This is a genomic window from Motilibacter deserti (assembly GCF_011250635.1).
GTDB classification, from domain to species: Bacteria; Actinomycetota; Actinomycetes; order Motilibacterales; family Motilibacteraceae; genus Motilibacter_A; species Motilibacter_A deserti.
In genome coordinates this window covers 50176-65901 of record NZ_JAANNP010000008.1, presented here as the reverse complement: position 1 = coordinate 65901, position 15726 = coordinate 50176, and the positions used below count along the sequence as shown (strand labels likewise).

The following is a 15726-nucleotide window of genomic DNA, read 5'->3' as shown; positions in this document are numbered from 1 at the left end:
GCACCTGCTCGTGCGGCCGACGTCACACGACCGGTCGAGCCGGTCGATCGCGGCCGGCTGCCCAGCGGGCGCGATCGTCAGCCGGCTCGCGGTAGCGCGCAGCCAGCTGGGGCCGGCTCGCCCGCCGCAGCTCGGCCTCGGCGGCGGTCAGCCGGTCCACCGCCGTGGGGTCGTTGAGCCCGGGGGCACAGACGACCTCGCCGGTTCGCAGCGCGGCCAGCGACGCGGTCACGACGTCCTCGGCGCTCATGGCCCCGGGCTCGTCGCCGCGCGCGAGCAGCGCCTCGTCGGGCACGGGCTCGGTCCCGCTCGTGAGGTGGAACTCGGTCGAGGTGTAGCCCGGGCAGCACGCCTGCACGGTCACGCCCGTGCCGCGCAGCTCCTCCGCGAGCGTCCGGCTGAAGGCCACGACGAAGGCCTTCGTCCCCGCATAGGTCGCCCGGTGCGGCAGCGGGCCGGGCGGCAGCGCGCCCGAGAAGGCGAGCAGGGAGGCCACGTTGACCACCGCCCCGCTTCCCCGCGCGAGCATCGCGGGCACCGCAGCCCGGCTGAGCAGGGTCAGCGCGAGAACGTTCAGCGAGACGACCTGCTCGAGCACCTCGGGCTCGGCCTCGGCGAACGGGCCGTAGCCGGACAGGCCGGCGTTGTTCACCAGCAGCGACACGTCCCGCCCGGCAGCTCGCTCGGCCACGGCCGCCCTGCCCTCCGGCCCCGCAAGATCGGCGACGAGCGTCTCCACCCGGCCCGTCCCCGACGTCCGCAGGTCCCCGGCGAGCGCGTCGAGACGGCTCGCGCGACGGGCGACGAGCACGACGTCCTGGCCGGCGGCGTGCAGCCGGCGGGCGTACACCTCACCGATGCCGCCCGAGGCTCCGGTCACGAGAGCGGTCCCACTGGCCCAGGTCATCGGTCGTGCGTGCCCGGAGCTCGGCGCACGAAACAACGCGGCGCCTTGACGTACCAGCCGCTGTTGATGTGACATACCGGCATGACACCAGTCGCGGTCGATGTGACGGTCGGCTCGTCGGGGGAGCTGCCGGTCGAGGCCGCAGCACTGCTCCCGGTGATCGCGGACCCGATGCGCTGGCAGATCCTGACCCTGCTGGCCGGTGAGCAGCTCTGCACGACGCACCTGCAGGACCTGCTCGGCGCCAAGCAGGCCCTGGTGTCGCACCACCTCAAGACGCTGCGCGAGGCCGGGCTGCTCGACACCGAGCCCTGTGGCCGGTTCACCTACTACCGGCTGCGCCCTGGCGCGCTGGACGGGCTCGCCGCCGCGACCGGCGAGCTCGCCGCGGCCAGCCGCGCTCAACCCTCGCGCCGGGCCTGCTAGCCCACCCCACGCCACCGCTACCACCGCGCCAAGGCCGTCGGCGCGCCCGCGCCGACGGCTCATCGCCGCACGCCTTCGTGCGTGCACGGAAGGACCACGCATGAGCGACCTCGTCGCCGAGGCTTCCGTTCGGGACGAGGACACGCCCGTGCTCGCGCGGCTGTCGACGCTCGACCGCTTCCTGCCCGTCTGGATCCTGGCCGCGATGGCCGCCGGGCTGCTGCTCGGCCGCACGATCGACGGCCTGGACGACGCCCTCGACACGGTCAAGCTCGGCTCGGTCTCGTTGCCGATCGCCCTCGGACTGCTGCTGATGATGTACCCGGTGCTGGCCAAGGTCCGCTACGGCGAACTGCACACCGTCACCGGCGACCGCAGACTGCTCGTCTCGTCCCTGGTGCTCAACTGGCTGGTCGGCCCCGCGCTGATGTTCGCGCTGGCGTGGGTGTTCCTGCCCGACCACCACGCCTACCGCACGGGGCTCATCATCGTGGGGCTTGCCCGCTGCATCGCCATGGTCCTGATCTGGAACGACCTGTCCTGCGGCGACCGGGAGGCGGCCGCCGTCCTCGTCGCCATCAACAGCGTCTTCCAGATCGTCGCCTTCGCCGCCCTCGGCTACTTCTACTTGCACACGCTGCCCGGCTGGCTCGGGCTCGAGCAGTCCGAGCTCGACGTGTCGATGTGGGAGATAGCCAAGTCGGTGTTGATCTTCCTCGGCATCCCGCTCCTTGCCGGCTTCCTCACCCGCACCCTCGGCGAGAAGCGGCTCGGCCGCGCCGGCTACGAGACCCGCGTGCTGCCCCGCATCGGCCCGTTCGCGCTCTACGGGCTGCTCGTCACCATCGTCGTGCTTTTCGCGCTGCAGGGCGACACCATCACCAACGAGCCCGGGGACGTCGCCCTCATCGCCGTTCCGCTGCTCGTCTACTTCGGGGTCATGTGGGCCGGGTCGCTAGCGCTCGGGCGCTGGATCGGGCTCGGCTACGCCCGCTCGGCGACTCTCGCATTCACGGCCGCCGGCAACAACTTCGAGCTGGCCATCGCCGTCGCCATCGGCGTCTTCGGCGTCACCTCCGGGCAAGCGCTCGCCGGGGTCGTCGGCCCGCTGATCGAGGTTCCCGTTCTTGTCGCCCTGGTCTACGTCTCGCTCTGGGCTCGCAGGTTCTTTCCCGACTCGGGCGCCCGTGGCGCCGCCGTCGCCGAGACCAGGAGCACGAGCTGACCGACACGGCAGTGGCCACCGGAGGGGCTAGCCGCGCAGGAGCAACGATCGGTCCGAGCGCGGGCTCAGAGGGCGTTCAGGCACGGCAAGGCACATAAACCCGTGAGGGCGGCCCCTCGCGGTAGGACTTGCCACCGTTCTCGAGACCCCCCACGGCTCGGGGCACCTCGCGCGCCCGGCACACCACCCCATGGGGCCCGCCCCCCTCAGGCACCTGTGACGAGACACCCCAGCCGCTCACAACCGGTTCGCCGAGACTCCGGCTCCCGCAGAGCATCCCTCCCGCCAGGCCCCCGTCCCGCCGAATCCCCGGCTCCACCAACACGCGTTCCGGAAGGCTCACCATGTCCCACAAGCCCAGCGTCCTGTTCGTCTGCGTCCACAATGCCGGCCGCTCCCAGATGGCCGCCGGCTTCTTGACGGCTCTCGCCGGGGACGACGTCGAGGTCCGCTCTGCCGGCTCCGCACCCAAGGACACAGTCAACCCGGCGGCGGTCGAGGCCATGGCCGAGGTCGGCATCGACATCTCGGGCCAGACTCCGAAGATCCTCACCGCCGACGCCGTGCAGGCCTCCGACGTCGTCATCACCATGGGCTGCGGCGACACCTGCCCCGTCTTCCCGGGCAAGCGCTACCTCGATTGGGAGCTCGCGGACCCCGCCGGCAGGGGCGTGGAGGCTGTACGCCCCATCCGCGACAAGATCCGCACCCTGGTCGAGGAACTGCTCGCGGAGCTGTTGCCGGCGCGCGCCGCGCGCGGCTGACTCCGAGGCACGCCCGCTGACCTCTAGGGCCGGCGGGCCACAGTGCCCGGCACGCAACGGTGACGATCCGTCCCGTCGATCGCTCGAGGCGTGCCTGGTGCGACGAGAGGCCCGCACGGTCACGGCGACGATCGACCACCCGATTCATCAAAGCGGTCGCAGGCATGTGGGGGAAGGGGCGGGCCAGGCCGCGTCGTCCAGCGCCAGCGGCCGGACCGTCCCGCCGGCGGCGACGAAGACGCCGCGGACGCGGATGCTGTCCTGGCCGCGCAGCACGCGGTTCCACGCGCGGTCGCCGGCTGTCACTCTCGGGGAGCCGCCACGGACGAGGATCGCGACGACGCCGCAGTCCGGCGCGCCCTGCGTCGGCGCCGCCATCACGGTGGCGAGAGCCGGCGCGAAGCCCTCGTCGGGAAGCTCCGGTATGTCGTCGATCGGAACGACGAGGGGCATCAACCGGTCGTGGGCATCGAGCCAGGTGAGCGCGAGGGTCCGCCCGCCGGTGTCGACATCGCGGCCGAACTGGGTGGCGAGAGCCAGCAGGGCCTCGTCGTCGTGGATGTGGTCACCGGCGGTGAGGGTCACTGTCGTCATGAGGCCTGACCATGCCCGTGCCGGGACATCGGGTGTCCACGCTGTCCACAGGCGACCTTCCGAGTGCGGCCGCGAGCACGCCACTGTCCACTGACCGTGTTGAAAACCGGACGCATCCCGCCCTGAGCGAGCGGCGGCCGTCGCGACGCCGTCCGCTGCATGGGGCCTCGCCTCTCAGAAACCACGCGTGCCACGACTGCGCCGAAGGTGGCGGCGCTGGCGAACGTTGGACGCGAAGGGGCTGCGTCACGCATCATTGGCACTCGGAACTGTCGAGTGCCAGGCCCGTCGCGGCGGGCACGGGGTGGAGGAGGAAAGCGTGCCGACCTACCAGTACGCGTGCACGGAGTGCGACCACCGGTTCGAGGCGGTCCAGTCGTTCTCCGACGAGGCGCTCACCGAGTGCCCGGCGTGCCAGGGGCGGCTGCGCAAGGTCTACTCCGCCGTCGGCGTGGTGTTCAAGGGCTCCGGCTTCTATCGCACGGACAGCCGTTCCTCCGGCTCGAGCTCGGGCAGCGGCTCGAGCAAGGACAACTCCTCGAGCTCGTCGTCGGAGTCCAAGAGCTCGTCGTCGGACTCCACGAGCAGCGCCACGAAGGACTCGAGCTCGTCCAGCTCGAGCGCGAGCTCCACCTCCAGCAGCTCGTCCTCGGGCAGCTCGTCCTCGGGAACGTCCGCCGCCTGAGCACCGGCCTGTGGACGCAGCAGGCTGCGTCCACAGGCGCCCGCGCAACGGGCCCTGGCGGCTCGCCGCGCCGCTAACGTCCGGCGGGTGCAGGTTCCCGATCGTCCCGCCGGTCCACCTTCCGCCCACAGGTCTCGCGGCGGAGTCGACGGACTATGCCGTGTCGGCAGCCCTCGCGTGGACGTGCCCCGCGCGAGCAGGCTCCGCTCCGCCGCGCCCCGCGTGAGCCGGCTCCGCTTCGGCGCGCCCCGCGCGAGCCGGCTCCGCTTCGGCGCGCCCCGCGCGAGCCGGAGCCGCTTCGGCGGGGTCAGCGCCGACAGCGGCCGCGCCGGCGGGGGCCGCGCGGAAAGGGGCCGCGCCGTGCGGCTTCCCGCCAGCACTCCGCGCGCGAGCGGGCTGCGCGTCGGCGCGTCGACGCCGTGAAGTCTCTGCTGCGTCGGGCCCGCCGCCGGCTCTCCTGGCACCGCCGGCCCCTCGCCGCCTTGTGCGCCGCGGCAGCGACCGCGTGCGCTCTGCTCGCCCTGGCGCCCCCGGCACCTCCGTCAGCGACGCTGCTCGTGGCCGCACGCGACCTCCCGGCCGGCTCGGTGCTCGGCTCGAGCGACACCCGCACGGTCCAGGTGCCGCCGACGACGGTCCCGGCCGGCGCCCTCGAAGCCGCCGCGGCCACTGGTCGCGAGCTGGCGTCTCCGGTACGCCGGGGCGAGCCGCTCACCGACGTCCGCGTCGTCGGAGCGGCGGGCCTGGGCCGTGCGGCGGGGCCGGGTCGGGTGGCCGTGCCGGTACGCCTCGCCGACGACGCGACGACCGCCCTCCTGCAGGTCGGCGACCGCGTCGACGTCGTCGCCGCGGGCACCGGCCCGAGCGGGGAGGCTGCGCAGGCGCGGACGGTCGCGTACTCCGCACGCGTGCTCGCCCTGCCGGACGCCCCGTCCGCCGGCGCCGGGCTGCTTCCCACCGACGGTGGCAGGGCCGGGCTCGTCGTGCTTGCCGCCTCGCCGCCCGAGTCGCTGGCCCTCGCCCGGGCCGCGGTCAGCGGCCGACTATCCGTCGTGCTCGTGGGGCAGGAGGGCACCAAGATCCCATGATCGAGGAGGGCGCATGCTCAAGGGCTTCCGCGACTTCATCCTGCGGGGCAACGTCATCGACCTGGCCGTCGCCGTCGTCATCGGCTCAGCCTTCACGGCGCTCGTCACCTCGGTGGCCAACGCCGTGCTCAAGCCCCTGATCGGCGTCTTTCTCGGCGGTAGCACGACCGATGTCGGCGGCCAGACGACGTGGAACGGCCAAACCTTCGACTGGGCGGCTGTCATCAACGCCGCCATCGCGTTCCTCGTCACCGCCGCGGTCGTCTACTTCCTCGTCGTGCTTCCCACCAAGAAGCTGCTCGAGCGGCTGCAGCGCGGTGAGACCCCTCCCCCGGCCGCGGTGCCCGAGGACCTCGTCGTGCTGCGCGAGATCCGCGACCTGCTCCGCACCCAGCAGGAGGGCGCGGCGGGCACGGGAAAGGCGCTGTGAACGAGGCGGAGCGCCATGGCTGCGGCCACGCCCGGCACAGGCGGCCCTGCCCGGCACACACGGCCTGCCCGACGTGCACGGTTCTGCCCGGCACACACAGCCCTGCCCGGCACATTCGGACCAGTGAGCATGGCCGAGCCCATCGAGCTCGGCCAGGCCGGGTCAGCCAGGCGGAGCCGTCGGGGGGACGACTGCCTTCGTAGCTGGCGAAGCTCTCAGCGTCCGAGCCGACCGCGAGCGCGGCCTCAGCCGCCGTGGTGCGGAGGGCGCTCGCGCAGGATCCGCTCGTCGTCGTCCCGGCCGGCCGGGAGGTCGCCCCACCCCTCGTCCGCCTCGTCCTGGGTCGTGTCGGGCAACACCGGCTGCTCACTCACGAAGCCAGCGTACGGGCGAGGCGGCGCCCCCCTCACGAGCCGCGCCCGGTCGCCCTGCGACCCTCGACCCACGACACCGGCGCCACCTGCGCCGTTGCAGCCGCTACCACCAGAGACCGCGGAAGGACCGCCTCATGCCAGTGATCGTCCTGCTCCGCCACGGCGAGACCGAGTGGTCGCGCGCCGGCAAGCACACGAGCACGACGGACCTGCCGCTCACACCGCGCGGCGAGGACCAGGCCCGCGCCGCGGCACCCGGCCTGGTGCGCTTCGACTTCGGCCTGGTGCTCAGCAGCCCCCGCCAGCGGGCCCGGCACACAGCCGACCTCGCGGGCCTGCAAGCCGAGGTGGAGCCAGGGCTCGCCGAGTGGGACTACGGCGACTACGAGGGACGCCGGACGGTCGACATCGTGGCCGAGCGCGGCAGCTGGAGCCTGTGGGAGGACGGCGTGCCCGGCGGCGAGACGGCCGAGCAGGTCGCCGCCCGGCTCGACGCCGTGCTGGACCGGGCGCGGCTCGTGCTCGAGGAGGGCAGGGACGTCTGCCTCGTCGCGCACGGTCACTCGCTGCGGGTCGTCGCGGCACGTTGGCTCGGGCTGCCGGCGCAGGACGGGAAGTACTTCCGGCTCGACACCGCGACGCTGTCGCAGCTCGGGCTCGAGCACGGCCGCCCGGTGCTGCAGGCGTGGAACGTGCCGTCGACGGAGCCCGAGGCTCTGCAGTAGGAGCTCCGGCTCAGCGGCCGCGGCGACGGCACGACCCCCGCGCCGACGCAAGCGTGCGGCAGACACGGCGGGGCGCCCACGATCCCGCAGCGAAACGACAGCGCCCGGGCACGCGCAGGAGAACCTGCGGTGCCCGGGCGCTGCCCGTGCGCGAGGGGTGCGGTCAGGCCACCCGGCCGTAGCTCACGTTGGAGCTCCAGGCCTTGTTCTTGCCGACCGGACGGCTCGGGTTGCTGGCCTCGTACCAGTAGCCGCTGCCCGCGTAGATCGCGACATGGCTGGTGCGCCCGCCCTTGCTGACGAACACGAGGTCGCCGGGGCGCACGGCCGAGCGGCTGATGCGGGTCACGCGCTGCTTGATCGCACCGGACGAGTGCGGCAGCGAGACGCCGAGCTTGCCGTAGACGTAGCTCACGAAGCCCGAGCAGTCGAAGCCGCGCGGGGACATGCCGCCGTAGCGGTAGGGGGCGCCGGCGTACTTGCGCGCCTCGGTCAGCACCAGGTTGCCGAAGCCGGCCGAGCCGGGCTTGAGCGCGCTCGTGCGGCTGGCCTTGGGCTTGCGGTAGGGCACGCCCAGCGCGGCCCACGTCTTGGCGTCGACGACGCCGGTCTGCTTGATGCCGGCGGCGGCCTGCAGGCGCTTGACGGCGCGGACCGTGGCGGTGCCGTAGACGCCGCTCGGCTTGACGCCGAGGCGACGCTGCACCCAGAGGACGGACCCGCCGCGCGTGCTCTTGCCGACGGTCGGGTGCGCCATGACGACCGGGGTCTTCGTGGGCGAGTTGACGAGGAGCTTCGCGGCGACGCTGCGGCCCGTGGCGGCCTTGGCCTCCTTGACCGGCAGGCCGGCCTTCGGGGCGGTCGCGGCCGAGGCGGCGGTCGCCATCGGGGCCGCGAGAGTAGCGACGGCCACGGCGGGGACGACCGCGAAGCGAGCAGCGGTGGCGGCGCGCGAACCGGCCTGGCTCGGGCGGCGGTGCAGGCCGGGACGGCGAGCAGCGTCGGACAGCACGGCGGCATGCGACAAGGAAGGGTCCTTCTCCGACGCCTGCGAGGTGAGCTGTCGGGTTCGGGTTGGGAAGATCACCCGGCCGTGAAGATTCACGGCTTCACCCCAAGGGCACTCCTGGGTGGAGCGCCCGCATCACGTGGGTCCCCCGCTCCTGCCAAACGGTGTGTCGATCCACCGACTCGCACGCGGGGCAGGACTCGGCGTCCGCGTGAGAGCGCCCCAGCCGGTCTGCCGGGGCAGGAGAAAGTTACGGGACGGTCACGTGGCGCGTCCAGCTCCCGCGGCACATGGGGAAACGTGGCCCCCGTCACAGCGGGATGTGGATAGTGCGCGACGACTAGATGACGATGGGGCCAACGGCCCGTCATACGACGGCAAAGTCCAGCCCCCGGAACGTCGCACGCCCCCACCCGAGGGGCAGGGGCGCGCGGTCACGCTGCGGGTGGCGGGCCGGAAGGGCCCGCGTCTTCAGGCCTCGGCGCCGGACTCCGGCATCGCAGCGACCTCGGCCAGGCCGTGCGCCTCGAGCCCCTGGCCCTGGCCGTCGGGCGTCGGCTCGCCGGCGGAGCCGGGCGCGACGAAGACGTGGGCGGCGACGGAGTCGGCCAGCTCGGTCGCCTCGCCCCCGGAGCCCACGAGCACGGCGGACTCGAGCCGGCGGACCGTGACGACAGCGCCGGGGCGCACCCCGGTCCGGCGCAGCGTCGCCAGCGCCTCCGCGTCGGTCTGCACGGGCTCGCCGATCCGGCGGACCACCACCGAGCGGGCCTCGCCCGGCCGGGCCGCCGACGGCAGCGGGACCAGCCCGTCGAGGAACCCCTCGTGCGGGTCCTCGTCCCCGAGCTCCTCGAGCCCCGGGATGGGGTTGCCGTACGGCGAGTGCGTCGGGTGGTCGAGCACGTCGAGCAGCCGCCGCTCGACCGCCTCGCTCATCACGTGCTCCCAGCGGCAGGCCTCGGCGTGCACGTGCTCCCAGTCCAGGCCGATGACCTGGATCAACAGGCATTCGGCCAGCCGGTGCTTGCGCATGACCCGCACGGCCGTGGCCTGCCCGACGTCGGTGAGCACGAGCCGGTTGCCCTCCCCGAGGTCCACCAGGCCGGCGCGGTGCATGCGGGCCACCGTCTGGCTCACCGTGGGACCGCTCTGGCCGAGACGCTCGGCGATCCGCGCCCGCATCGGGGGCACGCCCTCCTCCTCCAGCTCGTAGATGGTCCGGAGGTACATCTCGGTCGTGTCGATGAGGTCGCTCACGCCCTCAATTGTGCCGCTGCCCGGCTCGGGATGCCGCGATCACCGTGCACGCCTAGGGTCGGGCCCGATGGCGACACCGGCGACGGCAGTGATGTGGTTCCGCCGCGACCTGCGGCTCCGCGACAACCCGGCCCTGCGCGCGGCCCTGTCCGCCGGCCCGGCCATCGCGCTCTTCGTCGTGGACCCCGCCCTGTGGGGGCCCGCCGGGGCCCCCCGCCGGGCCTGGCTCTCACGCTCGCTCCGGGCGCTCGACGCCGCGCTGGACGGCCGGCTGGTCGTACGCCACGGCGACCCCGCCGAGGTCGTGCCCGCCGTGGCCCGCGAGGCCGCGGCCGGCTCGGTCCACGTCGCCGCCGACTTCGGGGTGCTCGGACGGCGCCGTGACGCCGGCGTCGAGGAGGCGCTGCGCGGCCTCGACGTCCCGCTCGTGCGCACCGGGTCGCCCTACGCCGTTGCGCCGGGGACCGTGCTGACCAAACAGGGCGAGCCGTTCCGCGTCTTCACCCCGTTCTCCCGCGCCTGGGCCCGCGAGGGCTGGCCGCCGCCCGTGCACGCCCCGCGGGCGCCGCGCTGGGTGGAGCTGCCGAGCGACGGCGTGCCTGCAGAGCCGGAGCTGGACGGGATGCAGCTGCCCGAGGCGGGCGAGGAGGCGGCGCTGGCGCGCTGGCGGCGCTGGCGCGAGCGCGGGCTCGGGGCGTACGCGGACAGCCGTAACCGGCCCGACCTCGACGGCACGTCCTCGCTGTCGGCCCACCTGAAGTACGGCGAGGTCCACCCCCGCACCCTGCTGGCCGACCTCGCGAAGCACCCGGGCGAGAGCGCGGACCGCTTCCGCACCGAGCTCTGCTGGCGCGACTTCTACGCCGACGTCCTGTGGCACGCGCCGCACACGGCCCGCGCGCCGCTCAACCAGCAGGTCGGCGCGATCCGTTACGACACCGGCCCGGCCGCCGACGCGGCCTTCGCGGCCTGGGCGCAGGGGCGTACGGGCTATCCGATCGTCGACGCCGGGATGCGCCAGCTGCGCGCCGTCGGCTGGGTGCACAACCGCGTCCGCATGATCGTCGCGTCATTCCTCGTCAAGGACCTGCACGTGGACTGGCTGCGCGGGGCCCGCCACTTCATGCACTGGCTGCGCGACGGCGACCTCGCCTCCAACAACGGCGGCTGGCAGTGGGTCGCCGGAACCGGGACGGACGCGGCGCCGTACTTCCGCGTCTTCAACCCGGTGACGCAGGGCAAGAGCTTCGACCCCGACGGCGAGTACGTCCGCAGGTACGTCCCGGAGCTGCGCGGGGTGGCGGGAGGCGCCGTCCACGAGCCGTGGCTGCTGCCCGGGGGACTGCCTGCGGGCTACCCCGAGCGTGTCGTCGACCACGGCGAGGCACGGGCGGAGGCGCTGCGCCGTTATGAGGAGACCCGCACCGGCGCCCGCACTTAACGAACCGGCAACAAGCGTTGACGGGACTCGGTACGCCTGCTTAGCTCCCCGCTGCTGACAACGGTGTCAGGCGCGAGCCCGGCGTCGTCAGCGCCCGCTCCCCGGCTGCGTGCCGGGGTGCCATGTTCCTGTTGCCGAAGGGATCAGGTGGCCCCCTTGACCTTGCCCACACCATCCGGGCGGCTCCCGCACGCGGGGCGCCGCACCGCTGCGGGCCTCGCGGCCGCGGCGCTCTGCGCGACGTCGCTGGCGACGACTGCCGTCGCCGGGGCGCCCGCCGCCTCCGCCGCCGAGCCGGGCGGCAGCTTCTCCACCTCGTTCGAGGACGCCGGCCCCGCACTGACCTGGTCGAACACCGTCGAGACCGACGCCTCCGGCGCGCGCCGCACGGCCAACGTGGTCGGCCCCTCCGGCTCGGGCTACGCGGGCAGCGTCAACGAGACGGTCAACCAGATCACCGCCAGCGGCGAGAACGCGCCCAACGAGGGCAAGGAAGGCGCCGTCGACGGCGACCCGGCCTCGAAGTGGCTCGCCTTCTCCAAGCCCAGCGTGGCCGCCCCGGTGTGGCTGCAGTACCGCCTGTCCAAGCCCGCGGTCGTCGTGAAGTACGCGATGACGTCCGGCAACGACGAGCCCGGCCGCGACCCGCGCGACTGGACCGTGCAGGGCTCGAACGACGGCACCAACTGGACGGTCCTCGACACCCAGACGGGGCAGACCTGGCCGGCCACTCCCCGCGGCCAGCGCCGTGAGTTCACGATCGCCAACACCCAGGCGTTCACCTATTACAAGCTCAACATCACGAACAACAACGGCGCGACGATCTTCCAGCTCGCCGACTTCCTGCTCTCGGACGGCAGCACCACGCCGCCGCCCGCGGGCGACATGCGCACGCAGATCGGCTCCGGCCCCACCGCCGGCTACAACATCAAGCCGCGCGTCGGCTTCACCGGCCTCAAGGCCCTGCAATACACGGGCACCGTCCTGGAGAAGGGCCGCGGCTACTCCTGGAACAAGGTCCAGGACGTCGACGTCCCGGTCGTCGCGACGACGCAGCTGTCCTACAAGATCTTCCCCGAGCTGACCGACCAGGACCTGCGCTACCCGAGCCAGTACGCCTCGGTCGACCTGAAGTTCACCGACGGCACCTACCTCAGCCAGCTCGGCGCCGTCGACCAGCAGTTCGCCAAGCTCGACCCGGTGTCGCAGGGGACGTCGAAGACGCTCTACGCGAACCAGTGGAACTACAAGTACTCCACGATCGGCGCCGTCGCTGCGGGCAAGACGATCGACGAGATCCTCGTCGCCTACGACAACCCGAACGGCCCGGCGAAGTTCGGCGGGTGGATCGACGACATCACCGTCGAGGCCGAGCCGGCGCGCAACACCTCGACGCGTCCCTCGGACTGGGTGCTGACGACGCGCGGCACGAACTCCTCGGGCAGCTTCTCGCGCGGCAACAACTTCCCCGCCGCCCTCGTGCCGCACGGGTTCAACTTCTGGACCCCGCAGACGAACGCAGGCTCCACCGGCACGTTCTACTCCTACGCGAGCGCCAACAACGCCGACAACCTGCCGGTGATCCAGGCCTTCGCGGCCAGCCACGAGCCGAGCATCTGGATGGGTGACCGCCAGACGTTCCAGGTGATGCCCTCGGCCGCCAGCGGCGTGCCGAGTGCGAACCGCACCACGCGCCAGCTCGCCTTCCGCCACGAGAACGAGGTGGCGAAGGCGCACTACTACGGCGTGACGTTCGAGAACGGCATGAAGACCGAGATCGCGCCGACCGACCACGCGGCGGTCATGCGGTTCACCTTCACCGGCAGCTCCGGCAACCTGGTGTTCGACAACGTCAACAACAACGGCCTGACGAACATCGACGTCGCCAACGGCGTCGTCACGGGCTACTCGGACGTGCGCAGCGGCCTGTCCAACGGCGCGACGCGGATGTTCATGTACGCCACGTTCGACAAGCCGGTCGCCTCGGGCGCCAAGCTCACCACCGAGGGCCGCAACAACGTCACGGGCTACGTCAAGTTCGACACCAGTGGGTCGAGCCCGGATGACAAGGCCGTGACGATGCGCATCGCCACGTCGCTGATCAGCGTGGACCAGGCGAAGAAGAACCTCGAGCTCGAGGTCTCCCCGACCGACACGCTCGAGACGGTGCGCGACCGGGCGCAGGCGATGTGGGACGACAAGCTCGACGTCGTCGACATCGAGGGCGCCACCGACGACCAGCGCACGACGCTCTACTCCAACCTGCACCGCCTCTTCTCCTGGCCGAACTCGGCGGCCGAGAACGTCGGCACCAACGAGGCCCCGGTCTGGAAGCACGCCGTCCAGTCCTCGACGGCGACCACCAACCCCCCGGGCACGACGGCGACGCAGACCGGCGCCCCGATCGCCGACGGCAAGGTCTACGTCAACAACGGCTTCTGGGACACGTACCGCACCACGTGGTCGGGCTACTCGCTGTTCTCCCCCGGCATGGCCGGCGAGCTCGTCGACGGGTTCGTGCAGCAGTACAAGGACGGCGGCTGGATCTCGCGCTGGTCCTCCCCCGGCTACGCCAACCTCATGACCGGCACGAGCTCCGACGTCTCGTTCGCGGACGCGTACCTCAAGGGCATCGGCAGCTTCGACGTGAAGGCGGCGTACGACGCGGCCGTGAAGAACGCGACCGTCCGCCCGCCGGGCACCGCGACCGACTCGAACACCGGCCGGAAGGGCCTGCAGAACTCGATCTTCCTCGGCTACACGCCGTCGAGCGTGTCCGAGGGCGTCTCCTGGGCGCTCGAGGGCTACATCAACGACTTCGGCATCGCGAACATGGCGAAGGCGCTGTCGGAGCGCACCGACGTCACGGCGGCGGAGAAGAAGCGCTACTCCGAGGAGTACGAGTACTTCATCAACCGGGCCGAGAACTACACCAAGATGTTCGACCCGAGCATCGGGTTCTTCCAGGGCCGCGCGGCCAACGGGCAGTGGAAGTCCTCCCCGGAGGACTACGACCCGGAGGAGTGGGGCCACGAGCACGACTACACCGAGACCAACGGCTGGAACTTCGCGTTCCACGTGCCGTTCGACGGCCAGGGGCTGGCCAACCTCTACGGAGGCAAGGCGGGGCTCGAGCAGAAGCTCGACACGTTCTTCAGCACTCCGGAGACCGGCACCAAGCCCGGCTCGTACGGCGGCACGATCCACGAGATGATCGAGCAGCGCGACGTGCGGCTCGGCATGTGGGGCTTCAGCAACCAGGTGGCGCACCACATCCCGTGGATGTACAACTACGCCGGAGCGCCGGAGAAGACGCAGGCCCTCGTCCGCGAGACCACGCGCCGCCTCTACGCCGGCAGCCAGATCGGCCAGGGCTACGCCGGTGACGAGGACAACGGCGAGCAGTCGGCCTGGGGCGTCTTCGCCTCGCTCGGCTTCTACCCGCTGCAGGTCGGCAGCCCGAACTACGTGCTCGGCTCGCCGCTGTTCACCAAGGCGACGATCCACCTGGAGAACGGCAAGGACCTGGTCATCAGCGCGCCGAACAACAGCGCGCAGAACGTCTACGTCCAGGGTGTGAAGCTCAACGGCCAGGCGTACTCCAAGAACTGGGTCTCGCACGCGGACCTCACCAACGGCGGAACGCTCGAGTTCGACATGGGCGCGACCCCATCGGCGTGGGGCTCGGGCGACGCCGACGTCCCGCCGTCGTTGACGGAGGGCAGCGAGCTGCCCGACCCGATGACCGACATCACCTCGCTCACCACGGGCAGGGCGACGCTCGGCACGGGCGCGGCGGCCATGTCGCTGTTCGACAACAGCTCGGCCTCCGTCGTGTCGCTGGGCAGCGGGTCCCCGTCGGTCACGTGGCAGGTCAACGGCCCTAAGCCGAAGACCAGCTACTACACGCTCACCTCCGGCACGGCCGCCGGCGACCCGTCGAGCTGGACGCTGCAGGGCTCCAACGACGGCAAGACGTGGACGACGATCGACACCCGCGAGGGCGAGACGTTCATGTGGCGGCAGCAGACCCGCGCGTTCAAGATGGCCACGCCCGGCATCTACGGGTGGTACCGCCTGCAGGTCACCGGCATCACCGGCGGCACCAGCGCGTCGCTGGCCGAGGTCGAGTTCCTCGCCCACCGGCCGAAGGTCGCCGAGGCGCAGAACGCATTCGACGCGCTCGTCTCCAGCGGGGCGGTCGCGGCGAGCACGGCCCGTGACCTGCAGCCGATCCTCACGGCCGCGGCGAACGCCCAGGCCGGGCACGACGAGGCGGGCGTCGCGGCCCAGATGAAGCTCCTCGTCGCGCAGCTGGCGACGCTGCAGCCGAGCAAGGTCTCGGCCGCCGCGAAGTCGGCGCTGCTCCTGCAGGCCTCGCAGTGGGTCTCCCCCGCCGCCGGCCTGGACCTGCTGCGCGAGCAGGTCGGCGCGTTCAGCGCCAGCGGCGACATCGCGACGAGCACCGGGCGCGACCTGCAGCAGGCGGTGGCCACGGCCATCGCGGCCCGCGACGCCGGGGACCGCACCGCGATGCTCGCGGCCCTGCGCGACCTGCGCGACACGGTCGCCGGCGCGAAGACGAGCAAGGTCAGCCAGGCCGCCAAGGACGCGATGCTCCCCGTCCTCGACGACCTGCTGTCGGTGGGCGCCCCGCTCGGCAACCTGCGGGACCACTTCAACAACACCGGCATCGGCGACGACGGCCTGGGCAACGCCGACCTCTCGGAGGGCTACTACATCTCCCGCCAGGCGCTGGCCGCGGGCGGCGTGGTCCAGGGCACGGCCACGACGGTCCCCG

At 72.5% G+C, this 15726-nt stretch carries 12 protein-coding genes, 2 pseudogenes and 1 riboswitch; of the genes and pseudogenes, 9 read left to right on the top strand and 5 right to left on the bottom strand.

What is annotated here, in order from left to right; all coding sequences use genetic code 11:
- Nucleotides 1-22: 22 nt before the first annotated feature.
- On the bottom strand, nucleotides 23-907 hold the full coding sequence (locus tag G9H71_RS12650) for an SDR family NAD(P)-dependent oxidoreductase (RefSeq protein ID WP_166282342.1): 885 nt from the start codon (nucleotides 905-907) through the stop codon (nucleotides 23-25).
- 147 nt (nucleotides 908-1054) lie between these two features.
- Between G9H71_RS12650 and G9H71_RS12645 the strand changes: the two genes are divergently transcribed.
- The 3 genes from G9H71_RS12645 (at nucleotide 1055) to G9H71_RS12635 (ending at nucleotide 3322) form a co-directional block, all read left to right on the top strand.
- A complete protein-coding gene (locus G9H71_RS12645) occupies nucleotides 1055-1333 on the top strand; it encodes an ArsR/SmtB family transcription factor (RefSeq protein WP_407939735.1) in 279 nt (92 codons plus the stop codon).
- A gap of 100 nt (nucleotides 1334-1433) precedes the next feature.
- A complete protein-coding gene (gene arsB, locus G9H71_RS12640) occupies nucleotides 1434-2558 on the top strand; it encodes an ACR3 family arsenite efflux transporter (RefSeq protein ID WP_166282338.1) in 1125 nt (374 codons plus the stop codon).
- Between the two features lie 344 nt (nucleotides 2559-2902).
- Nucleotides 2903-3322 carry an arsenate reductase ArsC gene (locus G9H71_RS12635; protein WP_166282336.1) on the top strand — a complete coding sequence of 140 codons (420 nt, stop codon included), beginning with the start codon at nucleotides 2903-2905 and terminating at the stop codon, nucleotides 3320-3322.
- A 147-nt stretch (nucleotides 3323-3469) separates the two neighbouring features.
- Here the strand turns inward: G9H71_RS12635 and G9H71_RS12630 are convergent, their stop codons facing one another.
- Entirely contained in the window at nucleotides 3470-3916 is a 447-nt protein-coding gene (locus G9H71_RS12630; protein WP_166282334.1) for a hypothetical protein, read from the bottom strand.
- Nucleotides 3917-4235: 319 nt separating this feature from the next.
- Between G9H71_RS12630 and G9H71_RS12625 the strand changes: the two genes are divergently transcribed.
- The 3 genes from G9H71_RS12625 to mscL all read left to right on the top strand — a co-directional run bounded on the left by G9H71_RS12625 (nucleotide 4236) and on the right by mscL (nucleotide 6119).
- Nucleotides 4236-4601, top strand: a complete 366-nt coding sequence (locus G9H71_RS12625) for an FmdB family zinc ribbon protein (protein WP_166282332.1) — start codon at nucleotides 4236-4238, stop codon at nucleotides 4599-4601.
- Between the two features lie 155 nt (nucleotides 4602-4756).
- The gene (gene cpaB, locus G9H71_RS12620) at nucleotides 4757-5689 is read left to right on the top strand and encodes a Flp pilus assembly protein CpaB (protein ID WP_196792035.1); all 933 of its coding nucleotides are present in this window, start codon (nucleotides 4757-4759) and stop codon (nucleotides 5687-5689) included.
- Nucleotides 5690-5702: 13 nt separating this feature from the next.
- Nucleotides 5703-6119 carry a large conductance mechanosensitive channel protein MscL gene (gene mscL, locus G9H71_RS12615; protein ID WP_166282328.1) on the top strand — a complete coding sequence of 139 codons (417 nt, stop codon included), beginning with the start codon at nucleotides 5703-5705 and terminating at the stop codon, nucleotides 6117-6119.
- Between the two features lie 245 nt (nucleotides 6120-6364).
- Here mscL and G9H71_RS24540 read toward each other — a convergent pair whose 3' ends face one another.
- Nucleotides 6365-6493 carry a hypothetical protein gene (locus tag G9H71_RS24540; RefSeq protein WP_269204644.1) on the bottom strand — a complete coding sequence of 43 codons (129 nt, stop codon included), beginning with the start codon at nucleotides 6491-6493 and terminating at the stop codon, nucleotides 6365-6367.
- A gap of 134 nt (nucleotides 6494-6627) precedes the next feature.
- Between G9H71_RS24540 and G9H71_RS12610 the strand changes: the two genes are divergently transcribed.
- Entirely contained in the window at nucleotides 6628-7218 is a 591-nt protein-coding gene (locus G9H71_RS12610) for a histidine phosphatase family protein (protein ID WP_166282326.1), read from the top strand.
- Between the two features lie 163 nt (nucleotides 7219-7381).
- Here G9H71_RS12610 and G9H71_RS12605 read toward each other — a convergent pair whose 3' ends face one another.
- Nucleotides 7382-8245: a C40 family peptidase gene (locus tag G9H71_RS12605; protein ID WP_166282324.1), complete on the bottom strand. Its 864-nt coding sequence runs from the start codon at nucleotides 8243-8245 to the stop codon at nucleotides 7382-7384.
- A gap of 3 nt (nucleotides 8246-8248) precedes the next feature.
- A riboswitch (cyclic di-AMP (ydaO/yuaA leader) is annotated at nucleotides 8249-8404 on the bottom strand.
- Nucleotides 8405-8803: 399 nt separating this feature from the next.
- Nucleotides 8804-9484: pseudogene (locus tag G9H71_RS12600) on the bottom strand (iron dependent repressor, metal binding and dimerization domain protein); the annotation flags it as partial.
- A gap of 67 nt (nucleotides 9485-9551) precedes the next feature.
- Between G9H71_RS12600 and G9H71_RS12595 the strand changes: the two are divergent.
- Nucleotides 9552-10925, top strand: a complete 1374-nt coding sequence (locus G9H71_RS12595; protein ID WP_166282320.1) for a cryptochrome/photolyase family protein — start codon at nucleotides 9552-9554, stop codon at nucleotides 10923-10925.
- Nucleotides 10926-11171: 246 nt separating this feature from the next.
- Nucleotides 11172-15065 (top strand): annotated as a pseudogene (locus G9H71_RS12590) (GH92 family glycosyl hydrolase); the annotation flags it as partial.
- Between the last annotated feature and the right edge of the window lie 661 nt (nucleotides 15066-15726).